The organism is Thermodesulfomicrobium sp. WS (genome assembly GCF_027925145.1).
GTDB lineage: Bacteria > Desulfobacterota > Desulfovibrionia > Desulfovibrionales > Desulfomicrobiaceae > Thermodesulfomicrobium.
In genome coordinates this window covers 2,109,533-2,124,610 of record NZ_AP027130.1, presented here as the reverse complement: position 1 = coordinate 2,124,610, position 15,078 = coordinate 2,109,533, and the positions used below count along the sequence as shown (strand labels likewise).

Here is a 15,078-nt window from a genome sequence, read left to right as displayed (position 1 = left end):
GAATATCTTGTTGAGGAAACGGGCTGATGAGAGACTGTTGCGTACCATGGCGGAGCACCGCATCTTCGTCGAGAGGGAGGGTGGTGTCTCTTGGGAACACCCGTGGGCCCCTAACGCCTGCCGACTTGCGGGACTATGCAGCATGCCGGTCGCTGGACGATTTGCGCGCTGAGGCCAATGCCGCGTGCGAGGCGGTTTGGGGAAATCGCGTCTTCGTGCGGGGATTGGTGGAGATTTCGAATCACTGCGCCATGGACTGCCTGTACTGCGGCATTCGCTGCTCCAACCAGCGCATCGCCCGCTACCGCCTCTTTCCTGAGGAGATCGTTGCGCTGGCCCGTGAGGGGTATGCCCGGGGTATCCGCACCTTCGTGCTGCAGGGAGGCGAAGATCCCGCCTTCTCCACGGATGACTATTGCCGCATGGTGGAGGGTGTCAGAAACGCCACAGGCGGCGAGGCGGCGGTGACCTTGAGCCTCGGCATCCGCCCCCGAAGCCACTACGCGGCGTTCAAAAATGCGGGGGCCGATCGCTACCTGCTCCGCTTCGAGACCAGCGACGAGGCGTTGCACACGCATTTGCGCGGCGGCGTGCCCTATGCCCGGCGACTGCAAGCCCTGTTCGATCTCAAGGAACTGGGTTTCGAAGTGGGATCGGGCTTCATGACGGGGCTTCCTGGCGAGAGCGAGACCACGTTCTACAACAATATCCTGCTCTGTCGGGAGTTGGAGTTGGACATGGTGGGTGTGGGCCCTTTCATCCCCCATCCGGACACCCCCCTGCGCGACGCCCCCGCTCCGTCACTGGAGCCCACGCTTCAGGCGGTAGCGCTCGTGCGCCTGCTGCTCCCTTACGCCAACATACCCGCCACCACGGCGGCGGGGTCTGTGGACCCGCTGGGGCGTGAGAAGATGCTGACCTCGGGGGCCAATGTGCTCATGCCGAACCTATCGCCCATCGAGGCGAAGCAGCGCTATCGGATCTACCCGGGCAAGATCTGCATCGACGAAAGCAGCGAGGCCTGCCTGGAAGACATACGACAACGCGTCGCCTCCGTTGGGAAGGTGCTTTCCTTCGAGCGCGGCGACTCCAAAAGCGTGGAGTTGCGCCGTGCATGCTGAAGCCTTTTGGGGCCCGGAAACCGCCGCTGCGCTGCGAAACTTCGGAGAGGGCTCGACTCCGGCTCCCTTGGTGCGGGCATTGGCGGAGGTGAAGCTGGCCTGTCTGCGGGCGGTGCAGGAGACGGAACGGCGCTGGCCTGACGAGGTCTTCGCCGCGTTGGAAGCGGCTTGCCTCGAGGTGGCGGTGGGGAAACACCCGGAACGCTTCCCCCTGCCCCTCATGCAGGGGGGAGCGGGCACAAGCCTCAACATGAACATGAACGAGGTGTTGGCGTCGCTGGCGGGGGGGCTCGATCCCATTGAAGATATCAACCGCTACCAGTCAACCAACGACGTGGTGCCCACTGCGGTCACCATCTCCCTCTATCGTCTGCTCACGGAGGTGGAACGCGAGGTCATCGAGCTGCAGGAGGCGCTGGTGGCCCGGGAGCGGCAATTCGAGAACCTGTTGATGGAAGGGCGCACGGAGATGCAGTCCGCGCTGCCCATGACGTTGGGGCAGGTTTTCGGGGCCTGGGCGGGGGCGACGGAGCGCGACCGCTGGCGGCTGAACAAGCTCAAGGAGCGCATCCGCACCATTCCTCTGGGCGGCACGGCCATCGGCACCTGTTTTTCCGCGCCTCGGAGTTACATCTACGCGGCGGAACGGGCATTGCGAAGCATTACAGGGCTTCCCCTTTGCCGGAGCCAGAATCTCCCCGACGAGATCTCGAACCTCGACGCCTGGGCGGAACTGGCGAACGGGTTCGCCCTGTGCGCGGTAAACCTGTTCAAGATGTGCGGTGATCTGCTGCTCTACACCTCGTCGATGGTGGGGGAAATGGAGCATCCGCGCCTGCAGGCGGGGTCGTCGATCATGGCGGCGAAGACCAACCCGGTGATACTGGAGCATGTCCGAGGGCTGGCCGTGCACGTACAGGGCGAGGCCTGGAAGGTGGGACAGTACGCGGCCGCGGGACAGTTGCAGTTGAACCCTTTTCTCCCGCACACCTACGCCGCGTTGCTCTCGGCAGGCGAGGCGCTCCAGTGGGCCATAGCGGCCTTCCGCACGCGCTTTCTGGACGGTCTGCGGGTGAACGCGGCGCGCATGGAGCGTAATCTGGCAGGATCGCTCGCCATGATGAACGCTCTCACCCCCAAGCTGGGCTATCACCGGGTCAAGGCGCTCTACGAGAAGGCGCCGTCGCCTCCTGCGTCGCTGGAGGAATTGGCGGCCCTGGTGGCGCGGGAGACGGGCACGCCCCTCGACGAGGTGCGCTCGTGGCTTTCGCCCGGACATCTGGCGGGCATGAACGGAGGCAACGCATGATCAATACGCCGTTGGCGGAACAGGTGCGCATCGTGCTGGCCGGAGACCGAAACAGCGGCAAGTCGTCGCTGATGAACAACCTCTTCGGCAAGGAAATTTCCATCGTCACCGACCGGCCGGGCACGACCACGGATCCGGTGACCAAGAGCTTCGAGCTGGGGCCGCTGGGCCCTGTAGCCTTCTCGGACACGGCGGGGCTCGACGACGACGAGCCCGATGGCGCGATCGGCGCACACCGTCGCCGCCGCACCGAGGAACTCTTGCGCGAAGCACATCTGGTGCTCTTGGTGACGCCGGGGGATCGTCCCCTGTCGCTTTCCGAGAAGGCGTTGCTGGAGGCGATTCGAGGCTCGGGACGGCCCGTGGTGGCGGCGCTCACCTTCGCCGATCGGCCGACGGACGCGTCGAAGGTCGAGGCGTTGCGGGATCTGCCCCATGCGGCGGTGGACAATCTCTCGGGGCGTGGGGTGACGGAGCTGCGCAAGCTGCTCATCCGGATGGCTGAGGGGATCGACCCTGAGATGACACCAGTGGAGGGGTTGGTGCAGGAGGGGGATCTGGTGCTGTTGGTGATCCCCATTGATCTCGCGGCGCCCAAAGGCCGGCTGATTCTGCCGCAGGTCGAGACGATCCGTGATTTGCTGGACCGGGATTGCGGGGTGCTGATGGTGAAGGAGCGGGAGCTTTACGAATTTTATCGAGCCCTCCCGAGGCGGCCGAAGCTCGTGATCTGCGACAGCCAGGTGTTCAGCAAGGTGGCGGCGGACGTTGATGCGGATCAGCCGCTCACAAGCTTTTCGATTCTCTTCGGGCGGAAGAAGGGGGATCTGGCGGCCTACGTGCGGGGCGTGCGGGCCCTTGGGCAGGTGCCGCCGGGGGCGCGGATTCTGGTGCTGGAGTCATGCAGCCATCATCGGCAGGCCGATGACATCGGCACGGTGAAGATCCCCCGGCTCTTCAAGCAGTTGGTGCAGCAGGACGCGCACTTTTCCTTCGCTCGGGAGCTGCCGCCCGACGAGGAACTCAAGGAGTTTTTCATGGTGATCAATTGCGCGGGGTGCATGGCGAGCCGCCTGAAGATCATGCACCGGCTGCACACCATGCAGCGCTTGGGCGTGCACACGCTCAATTATGGGTTCTTTCTGGCCTGGGCCAACGGCCTGCTCCCCCGGGCATTGGAACCTTTTCCCTATGAGCATGCGGTCTTCCTTCGGGGGGCATAGCGACCCAAAAGGGGAACGGTTTCCTCTGCTTCAGAGGATGTCCTTCTGTTCTCGCATGTTGCCCCACCCGGAATGTGTCAGCCACCTCCGGTCGCACTCATTCCGCAACCAATGAGGTGTCCAGATTTCTTCGGGAGGCTCCCCACGGAGAGGTGCTTGGGAAAGACGTGCAACGGGTGCAACCCCTTGAGAAACAAGGAGAAAAGAAAACCCGTCACCCCGGGGAATGACCCCAGAGAGACGGGTTTGTCTTTTCTAAATGGTGGAGCCGGCGGGAATCGAACCCGCGTCCGAGAACACTTGGCGCAAAGCGTCTACAGGTTTAGTCCTGGTTTGCATTCTTGCCGATCGGGGAGCCCCAGGACGGGCGTCCGACCGGCCAGCCAGAAGGAGTCTCGCGCCGGTCCGCTCTGGCTACGGACCGTTGCCAGCCCCATGGGGGTGACACCCGGATGCGGCGTATGGGGCCTTGGCCGCACGGATGTGGCGGTCTCTGCCGCCAAACTCTTGCATGCCTAATTAGGCAGCGAGAGCGTACTCGAAGTTGTCTTCGGCACTTGTGATTGTGCTGGGTTTTTTCGAGGACCTCCCAGCCCCTCGACCTGCAACCTTGGCCGCATTATCCCCGTCGAAACCAGGGCGGCCCCGTGTGCTTTGCAGTATAGGTACTCGTTGGGGAAAAGCAAGGCCGCTTCGACCTCCTGTTACCGGACACTATCGTCGGCTTCAGGCACGGATGAGGATTGGCGGGAAGCGAGGAACGTGTACAGCACGGGCACAAGAAAAAGGGCCACAAAAACATTGAGCAGCAATCCTCCGATGGCCGCCGCGGCCATGGGGCGCAGCAATTCACCGCCTTCTTCAAGGGCGAACGCCAGGGGGGTGAACCCGAGAACGGCCGGCAATACCGTCATGAGCCGAGGCCGCAAACGGCTCAAGCCCGCATGAAGGGTCGCCTCCATAAGCGGAACGCCGTCCTTGCGCTGATGTTCCGCCGTTTCGATCAAAAGCACGCCGTCGATGACGTTGGCCGCCAGCACGATCATGGCCGCGATGATGACCGTGGCGCCGAAAGGCTGCCCTCCCAGCCAAAGTCCGTAGCCAAGCCCTGTGAGACAAAAGGGGGCAGCGAACAGGATGACCAGTGGCAAGCGCATGTTGTTGAATTGCACGGCAAGCACGATGAAGGAAAAGAACAGGGCGTAGCCAAGGATGCTTTTGACTACACCCTGCATCTCGGCCATCTGCAGGGCCTTGCCGCCGAGAGAGTACCCATAGCCAGTGGGCCAGGCGATTTCGGAGAGAACGGATGTGACCGCAGCCTTGCCCGTGTTCAGATCCGTTCCCGCAGGATCGCAACGAACGATGACCTGCTTGACCTGATTCTTGCGGATGATTTCGACGGGCCCCGTGGCCGGATGTACCTGCGCCACGTCCCGCAATCGCACATAACCGCCCGATGGAGTCGTGATGATGAGATTTTCCACGTCACTGCGCGAGCGCAGACGCTGTTCCGGCACGATGACGCGGATGTCATACAGATCGCTGGCCTCGCGGTAGCGGGTGGGAACATCACCCCCGATATAGCCGTGCAGCGATGAAGCGATGGCGGCGACGCTGAGCCCGTATTCAGCCGCCTTGGTGCGATCGATATCCACCTGCCATTCGGGTTTGGAAGAATCCAGGGAGATGTACACATTGATCAGTTCCGGCCGCTGCTTGAGTCGCCCAGCCACGTCATTGGCCAAGGTGAAGAGGCTGTCGATATCCGAGCCATTGATCTCGACCTCGATGTCAGCCTGCCCAAGGGAACGAATGCCGCGCATCTTGGCCTGATTGACCGCCAGGGTGGCTCCCGGAGCGTGCAGCTTGGCGACTTTGGGGCGCAGCTCCTTGATGAATTCCGTGGTGGTCAGATCGCGCTTTGAGGGCGGGACGAGCTCAATATCGACTTCGCCTTCGTTGCCGATCTTGTTCGTATACAATCCGCGCACCGCTCCGCCTGTGAGCGTGAACACGCTGCGCACGCGCTCATCCCCGAGCACCAGCGCCTCGACCTGCTTGTTGATCTCGTCCATGCGCCCCAGGGCCGCGCCTGCAGGCATGCGCACCTTGACGACGATCCGACCATCGTCCACGGCCGGGAAAAATTCCGCACCCGCTTTCTGGAAAAGGAACACGCCGATAACTGCCAACCCGATAAAGACACCCACGGTCACAATCCTGAACCTCAAAGCATGACGCAGCAGCCAGCCGTAACCGGCCTGCAGCCCCCTGTTCATCCTCTCGCTCCAGGAATTCTCATTGTGCCCGCCGCGCAGGATCAAGCCCCCGAGCATGGGTGTAAGGGTGATGGCGCCCACGCCCGCAATGACCATAAGGCCGAGCACGACCAGAACGAGCTCTCTGAAAAGCAGTGTGATCAACCCTGGCACCAAAAGGAACGGGGAAAACAGGGCGATGAACGTGATCGTCGCCGCGAGGATCGCGCCGCCGACCTCCCGGGTGGCCGTCTCGGCAATGGAACAGGATGTGCCCTCTTTGAGCAATCCACGCAGCCGGGTGATGTTCTCGACCACGATGATGGAGGCGTCGGGCAGGACGCCGATGGCGACAACCAGTCCCCCGAGGGAGAAAATGTTCAAGGAAAAGCCGGCCAGACGCATCAGGAAGAAGTTGACCAGCAAGGCAAACGGCAAAGCGATGGCGATGATGAGCACCTGTCGAGGATTGCCCAAGAACAGAAACAGCACGAGTACGACGAGTGCCAGCGCCTCCAGGGCCGTGTTGCGCACGCCCTTGATCGAGTCGTTGATGTAGTCGGCCTGGTTCTCGACCAGCGTGTATCTGATATCCGCTGGAAACGATGGGGCCAACTCGGCCAGCCGACGTTCGACATTTCGAACCGTCTGCACGGTGTTGGCGTCGGCCTGCTTGATAATGTTGACTTTCACTGCCGGTTTGCCGTTCAGCCGGGTGATCAGCCGCACCTCTTCGTGAGAATCTTCGACTTGGGCCACGTCACGCAAGCGGACTCTCGCCTCCCCCTCGCCCCGGACCAGGACCAGGTCGCGGATGGCCTCCATCCCCGTGAATTCCCCCATGGTGCGCACGATGGTCTCGCGCTGTCCGCCCGTGACCCTGCCGCCGACACGCTGCAGATTCTCCTCCTTCAGGCGGCGTTCGACCACGTCCAGGCTCAGTCCGTGACGCTCCAGCTTGTCGGTGTCCACAAGGATGCGGATTTCACGCTTGAGCCCCCCCGCCACATCCACGGCCGCCACGCCTCCGGCGGCCAGCAGGCGCTGGGTCAGCCAGGAGTCGATCCAGGTCCGCAGCTCCGTCAGGCTCATGCTTTCGGACGCGAAGACCGCCTGCACGATGGGCAGTTGCGAAGGATCGGCCTTGATGATGACCGGGGCTTCGATATCCGGAGGAAGATCCTTGGACGACCGCGCAAAGGCGGCCAGCGTATCTTGATAGGCGACGTCGATGTCGACGCCGTAGCGATAGTTGACGTCGAGCTGATACAGGCCTTCCATGGAACTGGAAGACAGGAAGTCCAGCCCGTCGACGGATGAGAGCTGGCGTTCGATAGGATCGGCGAGGTTACGGTCGATGTCTTCGGGGGTCGCTCCGGGCCAGACAATGGACAGTTTGATGAGTGGATATTTGACCGACGGCAGAAAATCCACGGGCAGCATGTTCAGGTTCAAGGCCCCGAAGATAGCCAGCCCCAATGCCAGGATCGCCGTGGACACCCGGCGCGATATGGCGGTCTTGATCATGACCTGGCCTCGCCCGTTGCGTTTTTATTGAGTCCTTCAGCGCCCTTCAAACGCACTGGCACTCCATCTTTGACGCGCTCTATGCCGCCCACCACGACCTGATCACCGGCATCGAGACCGGAACGCACCGCGATGCGGCCGTCTTGCTCGAACCCCACTTCGATCGTGCGCCGTGTGGCAAGACCATCCCGAACCACAAAGACGCTGCGTTTCCCCCCCTGCGTCTGCACGGCATCGACCGGCACGGTCAACGCAGACGGATCTTCCTTGAGGACCGCTCGGATCCGGGCGAACATCCCGGGAATGAAGTCTTCTTTGGGCAAACCCGCCTCGAAGGTCCTTGTGCGTAACTTCTTGTCAAGCCCGGGAAAGGCCCGGACGATCTCCAGTTCATATTCCTTGCCGCCCAGACCGTCGAAGGACGCCAGGACTTTACTTCCAGTTTTGAGAGTAAACGCCTGATCCTCGGCGACGCTGAAGCGGAGTACTAGACTGGCCGGATCGTAGATGTCGACCAAAGGCGCGCGCGGGGCCACGAAATTGCCGTCCGAAACCCGGACCTGGGAAACGATGCCATCCCACGGGGCGGTGACGACATAATCCCCAGCCGCCTGATTGGCCTGGATCATGGCTGCCTTGGCGCGTTCCAGGGAGGACTTGGCCAGATCGAGCTGATCGGCGGGCAGGGCCTTGGCTTCGACCAGGGTGACGATGCGACGGTATTCCTCCTGCTGTCGACGGAGTTCCTCTGCGGCCGAAGAGCGCGACGCCAGGGCCGAATCCTGCCGTCCGATGCGTACGACGGCTTGGCCCGCGCGTACACGGTCGCCTTCGCGCACCGCGCAATGGAGCACTGGTCCTTCCGCAGGAGAGGCCAAAACGGCCACGGTCGAAGCCTCCACGGTTCCGCTCAAGGCGATGTACTGCCGAAAGACGCCAGCCTTCACCACCTCAATGGTCACCGCGGGAGGCTGCTGGGCGGGTTGTGGCGGCTTCTTGCCGACATCGACCCCTGAAGTCTGATTCCCCACGGTACCTTGAACCTGCCGGTTCAGCCAATTTCTCCCCACCCCGACAACGAACACCCCCAGCAGGACGATCAACCCGATTCCCGCAATGATATATGATTTTTTCACTTGATCTGCCCTCCCATGGCCAGGGCCAGCCTGGCGCGTGAAATATTGCTGTCGACCATGGCTCGCACGACATTCGTGTGGGCCTGCAGCAGGGCCGACTGCGCATCCAAGACGTCCAGAGCGGTTCCCCGCCCCATTTCGTACTTGAGACGCTCTATGCGCAAGACTTCTTCTGCCAGCATTACGGAGTGGCGTGCGACTTCGAGCTGACGGTCGCTGGCGTCACAATTCAGCAGTGCGGTTTCCACGTCCTGTCGGATCTGCAATTCAAGTTTGCCCAGCCGTTCACGAGCTGCGGCCAGCAAGGCCCTTTCCTGCCTGACCTGGGCTTCGACGCGTCCACCATCGAAGAGGGGAACGCTCAGGCTGATGCCGACCGCTCCGGTCTCCGCGGCCTCCGTCGTTCCGGCCATCCGTCCGCCATAGCTGCCCACCAGGGACACCGCCGGCAGGTTTCCGGCTTTTGCGGTGTCCACCTTGTGTTCTTGAGCCGCCAACCGCTCCTTTGCGGCCTGATAATCGGGGCGTGTTTCCAATGACTTGGCTATCAGGGATTCCGGAGTTCCAGGAAGTGGTTCGGGCATGGGCAACGCACCGGAGACGCTCCAGGCCGCTTCACGGGCCCCCATCAGGTTGGCCAGCAGACGTTTGGCAACGGCCAACGCGTTCTTCTCTCGGATCAGGGACTGTCCCAATTCGGCCAATCGGACCTCCGTGCGCATCACATCCACCGGCGCGGCCTTGCCCATCTTCTCCAGAGCCTTGCTTTTCTTCAGGTGGCTTTCCATGGTCTCGATGGACTGCTCGACGGCGCGAATGACTGCCTGCTGTCCGAGGATGCCATAAAAGGTATTCAAGACATTGAAGACGAGTTCCTCACGGGTTCGGGCCAAGCGTTTTTTCTCAGCCAGATGCAACAGCTCCGCCGTCTTGATTTCACTCGTGATCTTTCCGCCGCTGTAAAGGGGGATCCGGAGGGTCACGTCCGCACTGGAGATGTCATCATCAAAAATTCCCAGTTCGCCGTTATACCGGGCCGGCACAAGACGCTGGTCGTCCATGTTCCGCTGATAAAGCGCATTGGCGTTGAAAATGGGCCAACGAGCGGCCTTTGCGCCGGAGAGTTTCTCTTCCGCTGCAGTGACCTCCCAGGTCGTGGCTGCGATTTCCGGGTTGTTCGAAAGAGCCAGCGCAATCGCACGGTCCAGCGACAGAATTTCTCCGTTTCCGGCAGGGGCTGAAGCGTCCAATGTTGCGTTGTTTGCCAATGCAACCGTGCTCGACGAGAGAAGCAGCACCAGAAGTATCAGGAAGCGATACAGTCGCCCCCTGTAACGAGCAACATAGCTTTCACCAATGTTCATCCTCAACCCCATGCCGAGCCGTGACAACGGCCCGAAAACGTGACCATGACATTGCCTCTTTGCCTCTTTCGCGTTCATGCCACGTCCCTATTTGCGCCCCCAGTCAGAGAGGCTCGTCATTGAGAGATGTTCCAAGGCGCGTGCGGAAAGCACCGCCTCCACGCAATGCATGAAATTCATGACGCAGGGGGTCTTGAGACGGTAGTACACCTGTTTGCCCCGTCTTTCGTCCTGCACGATGCCTGCTTGCTTGAGTACACTCAGATGCTTGGAAACAGTGGAAAAATCTGCATCGATGTGCTCGGCAAACTCGCACACGCATTTTTCGCCAGCCGCAAGCTGCTCGATCATCCATAATCTGGTGGGATGAGCCAATGCCTTCAAAACTGCAGCCTTGGCCTCAAAAAGTTTTTTTTCATCAGCTTTCATGGTTATTCATTCATTTGGTCAAATGAGAAAATAATGAGCTCCTCCGGCTTCGTCAAGAGCGTGCACTCCCGTGTGTTACCGGACAATCGGGCACCTCCCCCTCGGGCCGCATTGCGGGGATTGGTGCCCCGAGGCTCCATGCGGTTGCCTGAGCGGTTTTGTTGGGATCAGGAATTGTCGTTTTCCGAACCTGCGGCGCGCAGCCGAGCCACGTAGGTGCGATAGGCCCGGCCCACGGGAGAGTCTTCGGGGAGTTGCAAGCCGCCGATGGGGACAGGACGAGGCATGGGAGACTTGGGGGGCGGCGGGGGAAGGAAGTTTTGGTTGAGGGCAGTGCGGGAACCGGGGAGCTCGAAGCGTACCTCTTGGAAATAGGTCTGGCCCAGGAGGGTGTTGGCCCGATCGAGGAGGGCAGGGCCGAGAAAGGATGCTTCTTGAAGGACGGCCGGGTGCTGCGCGCCCACACGGAGGACCCGCCCCTGGTGCCCCAACGGCACGAGGAGCTTTCCCAGTTCTGGGCCCGCCAGTTCCTCCCAGCGTCTCCAGAGGCCGGCGATGGCAAATTCCAGCGCCGCCTCTTCGCTGAGGGCCGAGGCCATGACGTGCGAGACCGATTGCAGGGTGCGGGCGCGGCGTTTGCTCCACATGCCTTGGGCCTATGCAGTTGTTCGTATTCTGACAAGGGGGCTTGTTTTGCGCACGAGGCTGGGGCATAGGGAGAGCAGGCTGCAGGAAAAAGAACCCACTTTCCCATAATAAGGAGTTGTCTATGCTGTCCAAAGAAGAGCGTCGCGCCAAAGTCATCGAGGTCCTCAACCAGGCCCGGGCCATGGAGCTCTATGCCATTACCCAGTACATGAACCAGCATTATGGTCTGGACGCCATGGATTATGGCGAGCTGGCCGCCAAGGTGAAGCTCATCGCCATCGACGAGATGCGGCATGCGGAGATGTTTGCCGAGCGCATCAAGGAGCTGGGCGGAGAGCCCACCACCGATCCGCTGGGAAGCCTCAAGAAAGGGCAGGGCGTGCGGGAAATCTTTCCCTTTGACGCCACCCTGGAGGATGACACCATCGATCAGTACAACCAGTTTGCCTTAGTGTGCCGGGATTGCGGCGACAGTGTGAGCCTCAAGCTCTTTGAGACCATTATCGAGGAAGAGCAGGCACACATGAACTACTTCGACAACGTCGGTAACCACATCGCCACCCTCGGCGACACCTATCTTTCCAAGATTGCCGGGACTTCGGCGTCCACAGGACCGGCGACCAAGGGGTTTGTGTTGGGAGGTTCTGCAGGTGCATAACGGAAAAAGGAGGGCCTTATGGCAACCGCACCTCGGGAATCCGCGGCATTTATCACCTCGAAAGATACGCTCGAAGGGGTGTATCCGGGGCTGATTCTTGGCATCAACGCCTGCCGTTTGGGCATGGAAGCCTCGGTCTTTTATACGTTCATGGGGATCAACGTCATCCGGAAAGGTTGGATCGACAAGATCAAATTCCATCCCCCAGGCTTTATGGGGGCGATTCCAGGCATGGCAAGTGTTGCCACCTGGATGATGAAGCAAAAGATGGATGCCGCCAACATTCCATCGGTTGGAGACCTTCAAGAAATGGCGCAGATGGAAGGGGTGCGTTTTGTCGCGTGCCGTATGACGGTGGATATGATGGGCCTTTCGGAGAAGGACTTTATTGATGGCGTGACGATTATGACCGCGGAAGAGTTTCTCCGCTATGCCAAGGAATGTAAGATCTTGCTCTATACCTAGTCGCGTTGCGTGTGCCCCGGACGGAAGCATGGGCCGCTTCCTTTGCCGAAGCGGCCCATGTTCTTGGGAAAGGATTATTTGGCCAGTTGTTCGTTGACGAATTCCCAGTCGATGAGCTTGGCGATGAATTCCGTCAGGTAATCGCCGCGGCGGTTCTGGTAATCCAGGTAGTAGGCGTGCTCCCATACGTCCACGGTGAGCAGCGGCTTGATGCCGTGGGCAATGGGGGTGTCGGCATTGGCGGTCTTCATGATGGCCAGTTTGCCGTCCTTTTCCACCAGCCATGCCCAACCGCTGCCGAACTGGGTGAGTCCGGCATCCTTGAAGGCTGCGGCAAAGGCATCGTAGCCGCCGAGGTCGCGTTCGATGCGCTCGGCAATGGGGCCGGTGGGCTTGCCCCCGCCGCCGGGCTTCATACACTGCCAGTAGAAGGAATGGTTCCATACCTGGGCGGCGTTATTGAAGATGCCTGCACGGCTGGCGTCCCCTGCCGTGGCTCGAATGATCTCTTCCAGGGTCTTGTTTTCCAGCTCCGTGCCCGCGATGAGCTTGTTGGTGTTGTCCACGTATGCCTGGTGGTGTTTGCCGTGATGGAAGTCCAGCGTCTTGGCGCTGATGGTGGGGATTAAGGCTTCTTTACCATAGGGCAGATCCGGCAAGACGAAGAGCATGAGAACCTCCTCAAAGGAATAGGTTAGTCCAAACAATGCCATTGTGGACAAATTCCCATGTCTGTCAAGGGAGTGGCCAGAAAAAAAGCGCCTCGTGGCAGGGTGCCCCGGGGCGCTTGGGCGCTTTGGAAGAGCAGCGGGTTTTAGGCAGGCAGCAGGGTTGCCGCGTGCTGCAGGCGTTCCAGGACGCGTTCTTTGCCCAGCACTGCCATGGTCTCGAAGAGTCCGGGGCTGACGGTGCCGCCGGTAAGCGCCACGCGCAGGGGTTGGGCAATGGTCTTGAAGGGTTGCCCCACGGCATTGAGATAGGCCCCCACGGCTGCTTCCAGGGCGGGGACGGAGAACTCCGGGAGCTTCGCCAGGGCTGCCCGCAGGGCCTCGAGGTGCTGACGGGCCTCGGGGCCCAGGTGGGTGGCCACAGCCTTGGCATCATAGGTGAGATCCACGGTGGGCACGAAAAAGAACGCCGCGGCCTCTGCCATCTCCCGCAAGGTCTTGGCTCGGGACTGGTAGAGCGGCACTATCTGGCGCACCAAGGCTTCGTCCGGGGCGCAGCCCAAGATGGGGGTCAGCAGTTCCGCCACTAGTGGTGCCAGGCGCTCCGGCGAGCTGGTCTTGATGTAGTGGCTGTTGACCCAGGTGAGTTTGTGGATGTCGAAGACCGAGGGCGAGCGCCCCAGCCCTTCCACAGAGAATTTTTCCAGCAACTCTTCCAGGGAGAAGATCTCGTCGTCGCCGTGCGCCCAACCGAGGCGTGCGAGATAATTGACCATGGCCTCGGGGAGAAAGCCCATCTCCTTGTAGGCCATGACCGACATGGCCCCGTGGCGTTTGCTGAGCTTCTTTTTGTCCGGCCCCAAGATCATGGGTACGTGGCCAAAGCGGGGCAAGGGATAGCCGAGGGCCTCATAGAGCAGGATCTGCTTGGGGGTGTTGCTCTGATGGTCATCGCCGCGCAGCACATGGGTGACCCCCATGAGCGCATCGTCCACCACGACGGCCAATTGGTAGATGGGGGAGCCGTCGGCGCGGCGGATGATGAAATCGTCGAGTTCCTGGACGTCCCAGGCGATGGTGCCTTTGACCATGTCATCGAACACGATCTTGCCGGTCTGCGGGGTCTTGAAGCGCACCACCCGCCCCGGGCCCGGGCCCAGATTGCGCTCGCGGCAACGGCCGTCGTATTTGGGCTTGAGGCCGGCAGCCCGGGCGCGTTCGCGCATGGCGTCCACGTCTTCCGGGGAACAGTCGCAGTAGTAGGCATGGCCGGAAGCCAAGAGTTTGTCCACGTGTTCGTTGTAAATGGCCGTGCGCTCGCTTTGCAGGTAGGGGCCTTCATCCCAGGTAAGGCCGAGCCAGCGCATGCCCTCGAGGATGGCGTTGGTCATCTCCGGGGTGGAGCGGGCCTGATCCGTATCCTCGATGCGCAGGATGAAACGACCGCCGTGCTTGCGGGCCAGCAGGAAGTTGAACAGGGCGGTGCGGGCGCCGCCGATATGCAGGTAGCCCGTGGGGCTGGGGGGAAAACGGGTGACGATGGACATGGTTCCTCCGGGGCGAAAAAATCGGCCCTGGTTAGGCAGGGCCGAGGAGTGTGTCAATCTTCACCATCCGCAAGTGCTGCCAGGAGCTTTTCCGGGTCGCGGCGTTCGGGCACCGGGACATGGGGGATGCGCCCTTCGTTCCAATCTTTGGAGACGTAAAGCCCACAATAACATGCCCCGTATTCCGCTACATCAGGTTCACGGTACACGCAGGGACACAAAATATCCCGGTCAAGATCGAGATTTCCCGAAGCAAGCCGGCATGGGCAGGCCATGTACCCATAGCGTTCTTTATTGACCAAAAGGCTCTCCAAGAGGTCCATGGTCATTTGCATATCTTTATTGAAGAAATATCCTTTAGGCTCTTGGATCGCTTTGAGCTTTTCGTACAGTTCCTTCGTGGTCATAAGTTACGCAATGCCTCCTCGATTTCTTTCTCTTTGAAGCCGATGATCACTTGTCCATTGATCGAAAGTGTCGGGAAAGAAAGTTTAGGATTGATTTTTTTGATGTGCTCTACCATGGTTTTCCGTTCATCTCCGGTCAATTTATCGACGAAGATACAGTCATAGGTGACGCCGCAGCGATCCAAGAATTCCTTGGTGTGCTTGCAATGGATGCAGGTGCTCAGGGCGTAGAGGGTTATGGGGGCCGGTTGCGACATGGTTTCCTCCTTGCGTCTAGGATGGGGCTGGTATAGCCCCCGAGCCGGTGTCTGGGTA

14 protein-coding genes and 1 other RNA gene are annotated in these 15,078 nt (G+C 60.8%); 5 read left to right on the top strand and 10 right to left on the bottom strand.

Annotation, left to right across the window (positions count from 1 at the left end; all coding sequences use genetic code 11):
• Positions 1 to 125 precede the first annotated feature (125 nt).
• The 3 genes from hydE to hydF are packed head-to-tail and all read left to right on the top strand — an operon-like array spanning position 126 to position 3,653.
• Complete coding sequence (hydE, locus tag QMF81_RS10195) at positions 126 to 1,121, top strand: [FeFe] hydrogenase H-cluster radical SAM maturase HydE (protein ID WP_281750695.1); 996 nt, start codon at positions 126 to 128, stop codon at positions 1,119 to 1,121.
• Positions 1,111 to 2,430, top strand: coding sequence for a lyase family protein (locus QMF81_RS10190; RefSeq protein WP_281750694.1), 1,320 nt, complete (start codon positions 1,111 to 1,113; stop codon positions 2,428 to 2,430). Before hydE ends, QMF81_RS10190 begins: the two co-directional genes overlap by 11 nt.
• On the top strand, positions 2,427 to 3,653 hold the full coding sequence (hydF, locus tag QMF81_RS10185; protein WP_281750693.1) for a [FeFe] hydrogenase H-cluster maturation GTPase HydF: 1,227 nt from the start codon (positions 2,427 to 2,429) through the stop codon (positions 3,651 to 3,653). The genes QMF81_RS10190 and hydF overlap by 4 nt, the downstream gene beginning before the upstream one ends.
• Before the next feature lie 260 nt (positions 3,654 to 3,913).
• Here the strand turns inward: hydF and ssrA are convergent.
• The 6 genes from ssrA to QMF81_RS10155 form a co-directional block, all read right to left on the bottom strand.
• Positions 3,914 to 4,300: a transfer-messenger RNA gene (ssrA, locus tag QMF81_RS10180) on the bottom strand.
• Between the two features lie 57 nt (positions 4,301 to 4,357).
• Positions 4,358 to 7,441, bottom strand: coding sequence for an efflux RND transporter permease subunit (locus QMF81_RS10175; protein WP_281750692.1), 3,084 nt, complete (start codon positions 7,439 to 7,441; stop codon positions 4,358 to 4,360).
• Complete coding sequence (locus QMF81_RS10170) at positions 7,438 to 8,544, bottom strand: efflux RND transporter periplasmic adaptor subunit (protein ID WP_281750691.1); 1,107 nt, start codon at positions 8,542 to 8,544, stop codon at positions 7,438 to 7,440. The genes QMF81_RS10175 and QMF81_RS10170 overlap by 4 nt, the downstream gene beginning before the upstream one ends.
• A 29-nt stretch (positions 8,545 to 8,573) precedes the next feature.
• The gene (locus QMF81_RS10165) at positions 8,574 to 10,019 is read right to left on the bottom strand and encodes a TolC family protein (RefSeq protein ID WP_281750690.1); all 1,446 of its coding nucleotides are present in this window, start codon (positions 10,017 to 10,019) and stop codon (positions 8,574 to 8,576) included.
• Positions 10,020 to 10,028: 9 nt separating this feature from the next.
• Positions 10,029 to 10,370 (bottom strand): metalloregulator ArsR/SmtB family transcription factor, encoded by a 342-nt coding sequence (locus tag QMF81_RS10160; RefSeq protein WP_281750689.1) that lies wholly within the window; start codon positions 10,368 to 10,370, stop codon positions 10,029 to 10,031.
• A 167-nt stretch (positions 10,371 to 10,537) separates the two neighbouring features.
• Entirely contained in the window at positions 10,538 to 11,017 is a 480-nt protein-coding gene (locus QMF81_RS10155) for a DUF721 domain-containing protein (RefSeq protein ID WP_281750688.1), read from the bottom strand.
• Positions 11,018 to 11,139: 122 nt separating this feature from the next.
• Between QMF81_RS10155 and QMF81_RS10150 the strand changes: the two genes are divergently transcribed.
• Positions 11,140 to 11,676 (top strand): bacterioferritin, encoded by a 537-nt coding sequence (locus tag QMF81_RS10150; protein WP_281750687.1) that lies wholly within the window; start codon positions 11,140 to 11,142, stop codon positions 11,674 to 11,676.
• Between the two features lie 18 nt (positions 11,677 to 11,694).
• Positions 11,695 to 12,141 (top strand): DsrE/DsrF/DrsH-like family protein, encoded by a 447-nt coding sequence (locus QMF81_RS10145; protein WP_281750686.1) that lies wholly within the window; start codon positions 11,695 to 11,697, stop codon positions 12,139 to 12,141.
• Between the two features lie 74 nt (positions 12,142 to 12,215).
• On the opposite strand, the gene QMF81_RS10140 is transcribed toward QMF81_RS10145, so the two are convergent.
• The 4 genes from QMF81_RS10140 to QMF81_RS10125 all read right to left on the bottom strand — a co-directional run bounded on the left by QMF81_RS10140 (position 12,216) and on the right by QMF81_RS10125 (position 15,020).
• The gene (locus tag QMF81_RS10140; protein ID WP_281750685.1) at positions 12,216 to 12,812 is read right to left on the bottom strand and encodes a superoxide dismutase; all 597 of its coding nucleotides are present in this window, start codon (positions 12,810 to 12,812) and stop codon (positions 12,216 to 12,218) included.
• Between the two features lie 143 nt (positions 12,813 to 12,955).
• Positions 12,956 to 14,356, bottom strand: a complete 1,401-nt coding sequence (gene gltX / locus QMF81_RS10135; protein WP_281750684.1) for a glutamate--tRNA ligase — start codon at positions 14,354 to 14,356, stop codon at positions 12,956 to 12,958.
• Positions 14,357 to 14,409: 53 nt separating this feature from the next.
• Entirely contained in the window at positions 14,410 to 14,763 is a 354-nt protein-coding gene (locus tag QMF81_RS10130) for a ferredoxin-thioredoxin reductase catalytic domain-containing protein (protein ID WP_281750683.1), read from the bottom strand.
• On the bottom strand, positions 14,760 to 15,020 hold the full coding sequence (locus QMF81_RS10125) for a glutaredoxin family protein (protein WP_281750682.1): 261 nt from the start codon (positions 15,018 to 15,020) through the stop codon (positions 14,760 to 14,762). Before QMF81_RS10125 ends, QMF81_RS10130 begins: the two co-directional genes overlap by 4 nt.
• Positions 15,021 to 15,078: the final 58 nt, after the last annotated feature.

Bases quoted from the DNA above. Each gene is read 5' to 3' on its own strand.
- hydF (WP_281750693.1), top strand. From the start codon at position 2,427: ATGATCAATACGCCGTTGGCGGAACAGGTGCGCATCGTGCTGGCCGGA.
- QMF81_RS10175 (WP_281750692.1), bottom strand. From the start codon at position 7,441: ATGATCAAGACCGCCATATCGCGCCGGGTGTCCACGGCGATCCTGGCA.
- QMF81_RS10165 (WP_281750690.1), bottom strand. From the start codon at position 10,019: ATGAACGCGAAAGAGGCAAAGAGGCAATGTCATGGTCACGTTTTCGGG.
- QMF81_RS10160 (WP_281750689.1), bottom strand. From the start codon at position 10,370: ATGAAAGCTGATGAAAAAAAACTTTTTGAGGCCAAGGCTGCAGTTTTG.
- QMF81_RS10155 (WP_281750688.1), bottom strand. From the start codon at position 11,017: ATGTGGAGCAAACGCCGCGCCCGCACCCTGCAATCGGTCTCGCACGTC.
- QMF81_RS10150 (WP_281750687.1), top strand. From the start codon at position 11,140: ATGCTGTCCAAAGAAGAGCGTCGCGCCAAAGTCATCGAGGTCCTCAAC.
- QMF81_RS10145 (WP_281750686.1), top strand. From the start codon at position 11,695: ATGGCAACCGCACCTCGGGAATCCGCGGCATTTATCACCTCGAAAGAT.
- QMF81_RS10140 (WP_281750685.1), bottom strand. From the start codon at position 12,812: ATGCTCTTCGTCTTGCCGGATCTGCCCTATGGTAAAGAAGCCTTAATC.
- gltX (WP_281750684.1), bottom strand. From the start codon at position 14,356: ATGTCCATCGTCACCCGTTTTCCCCCCAGCCCCACGGGCTACCTGCAT.
- QMF81_RS10130 (WP_281750683.1), bottom strand. From the start codon at position 14,763: ATGACCACGAAGGAACTGTACGAAAAGCTCAAAGCGATCCAAGAGCCT.
- QMF81_RS10125 (WP_281750682.1), bottom strand. From the start codon at position 15,020: ATGTCGCAACCGGCCCCCATAACCCTCTACGCCCTGAGCACCTGCATC.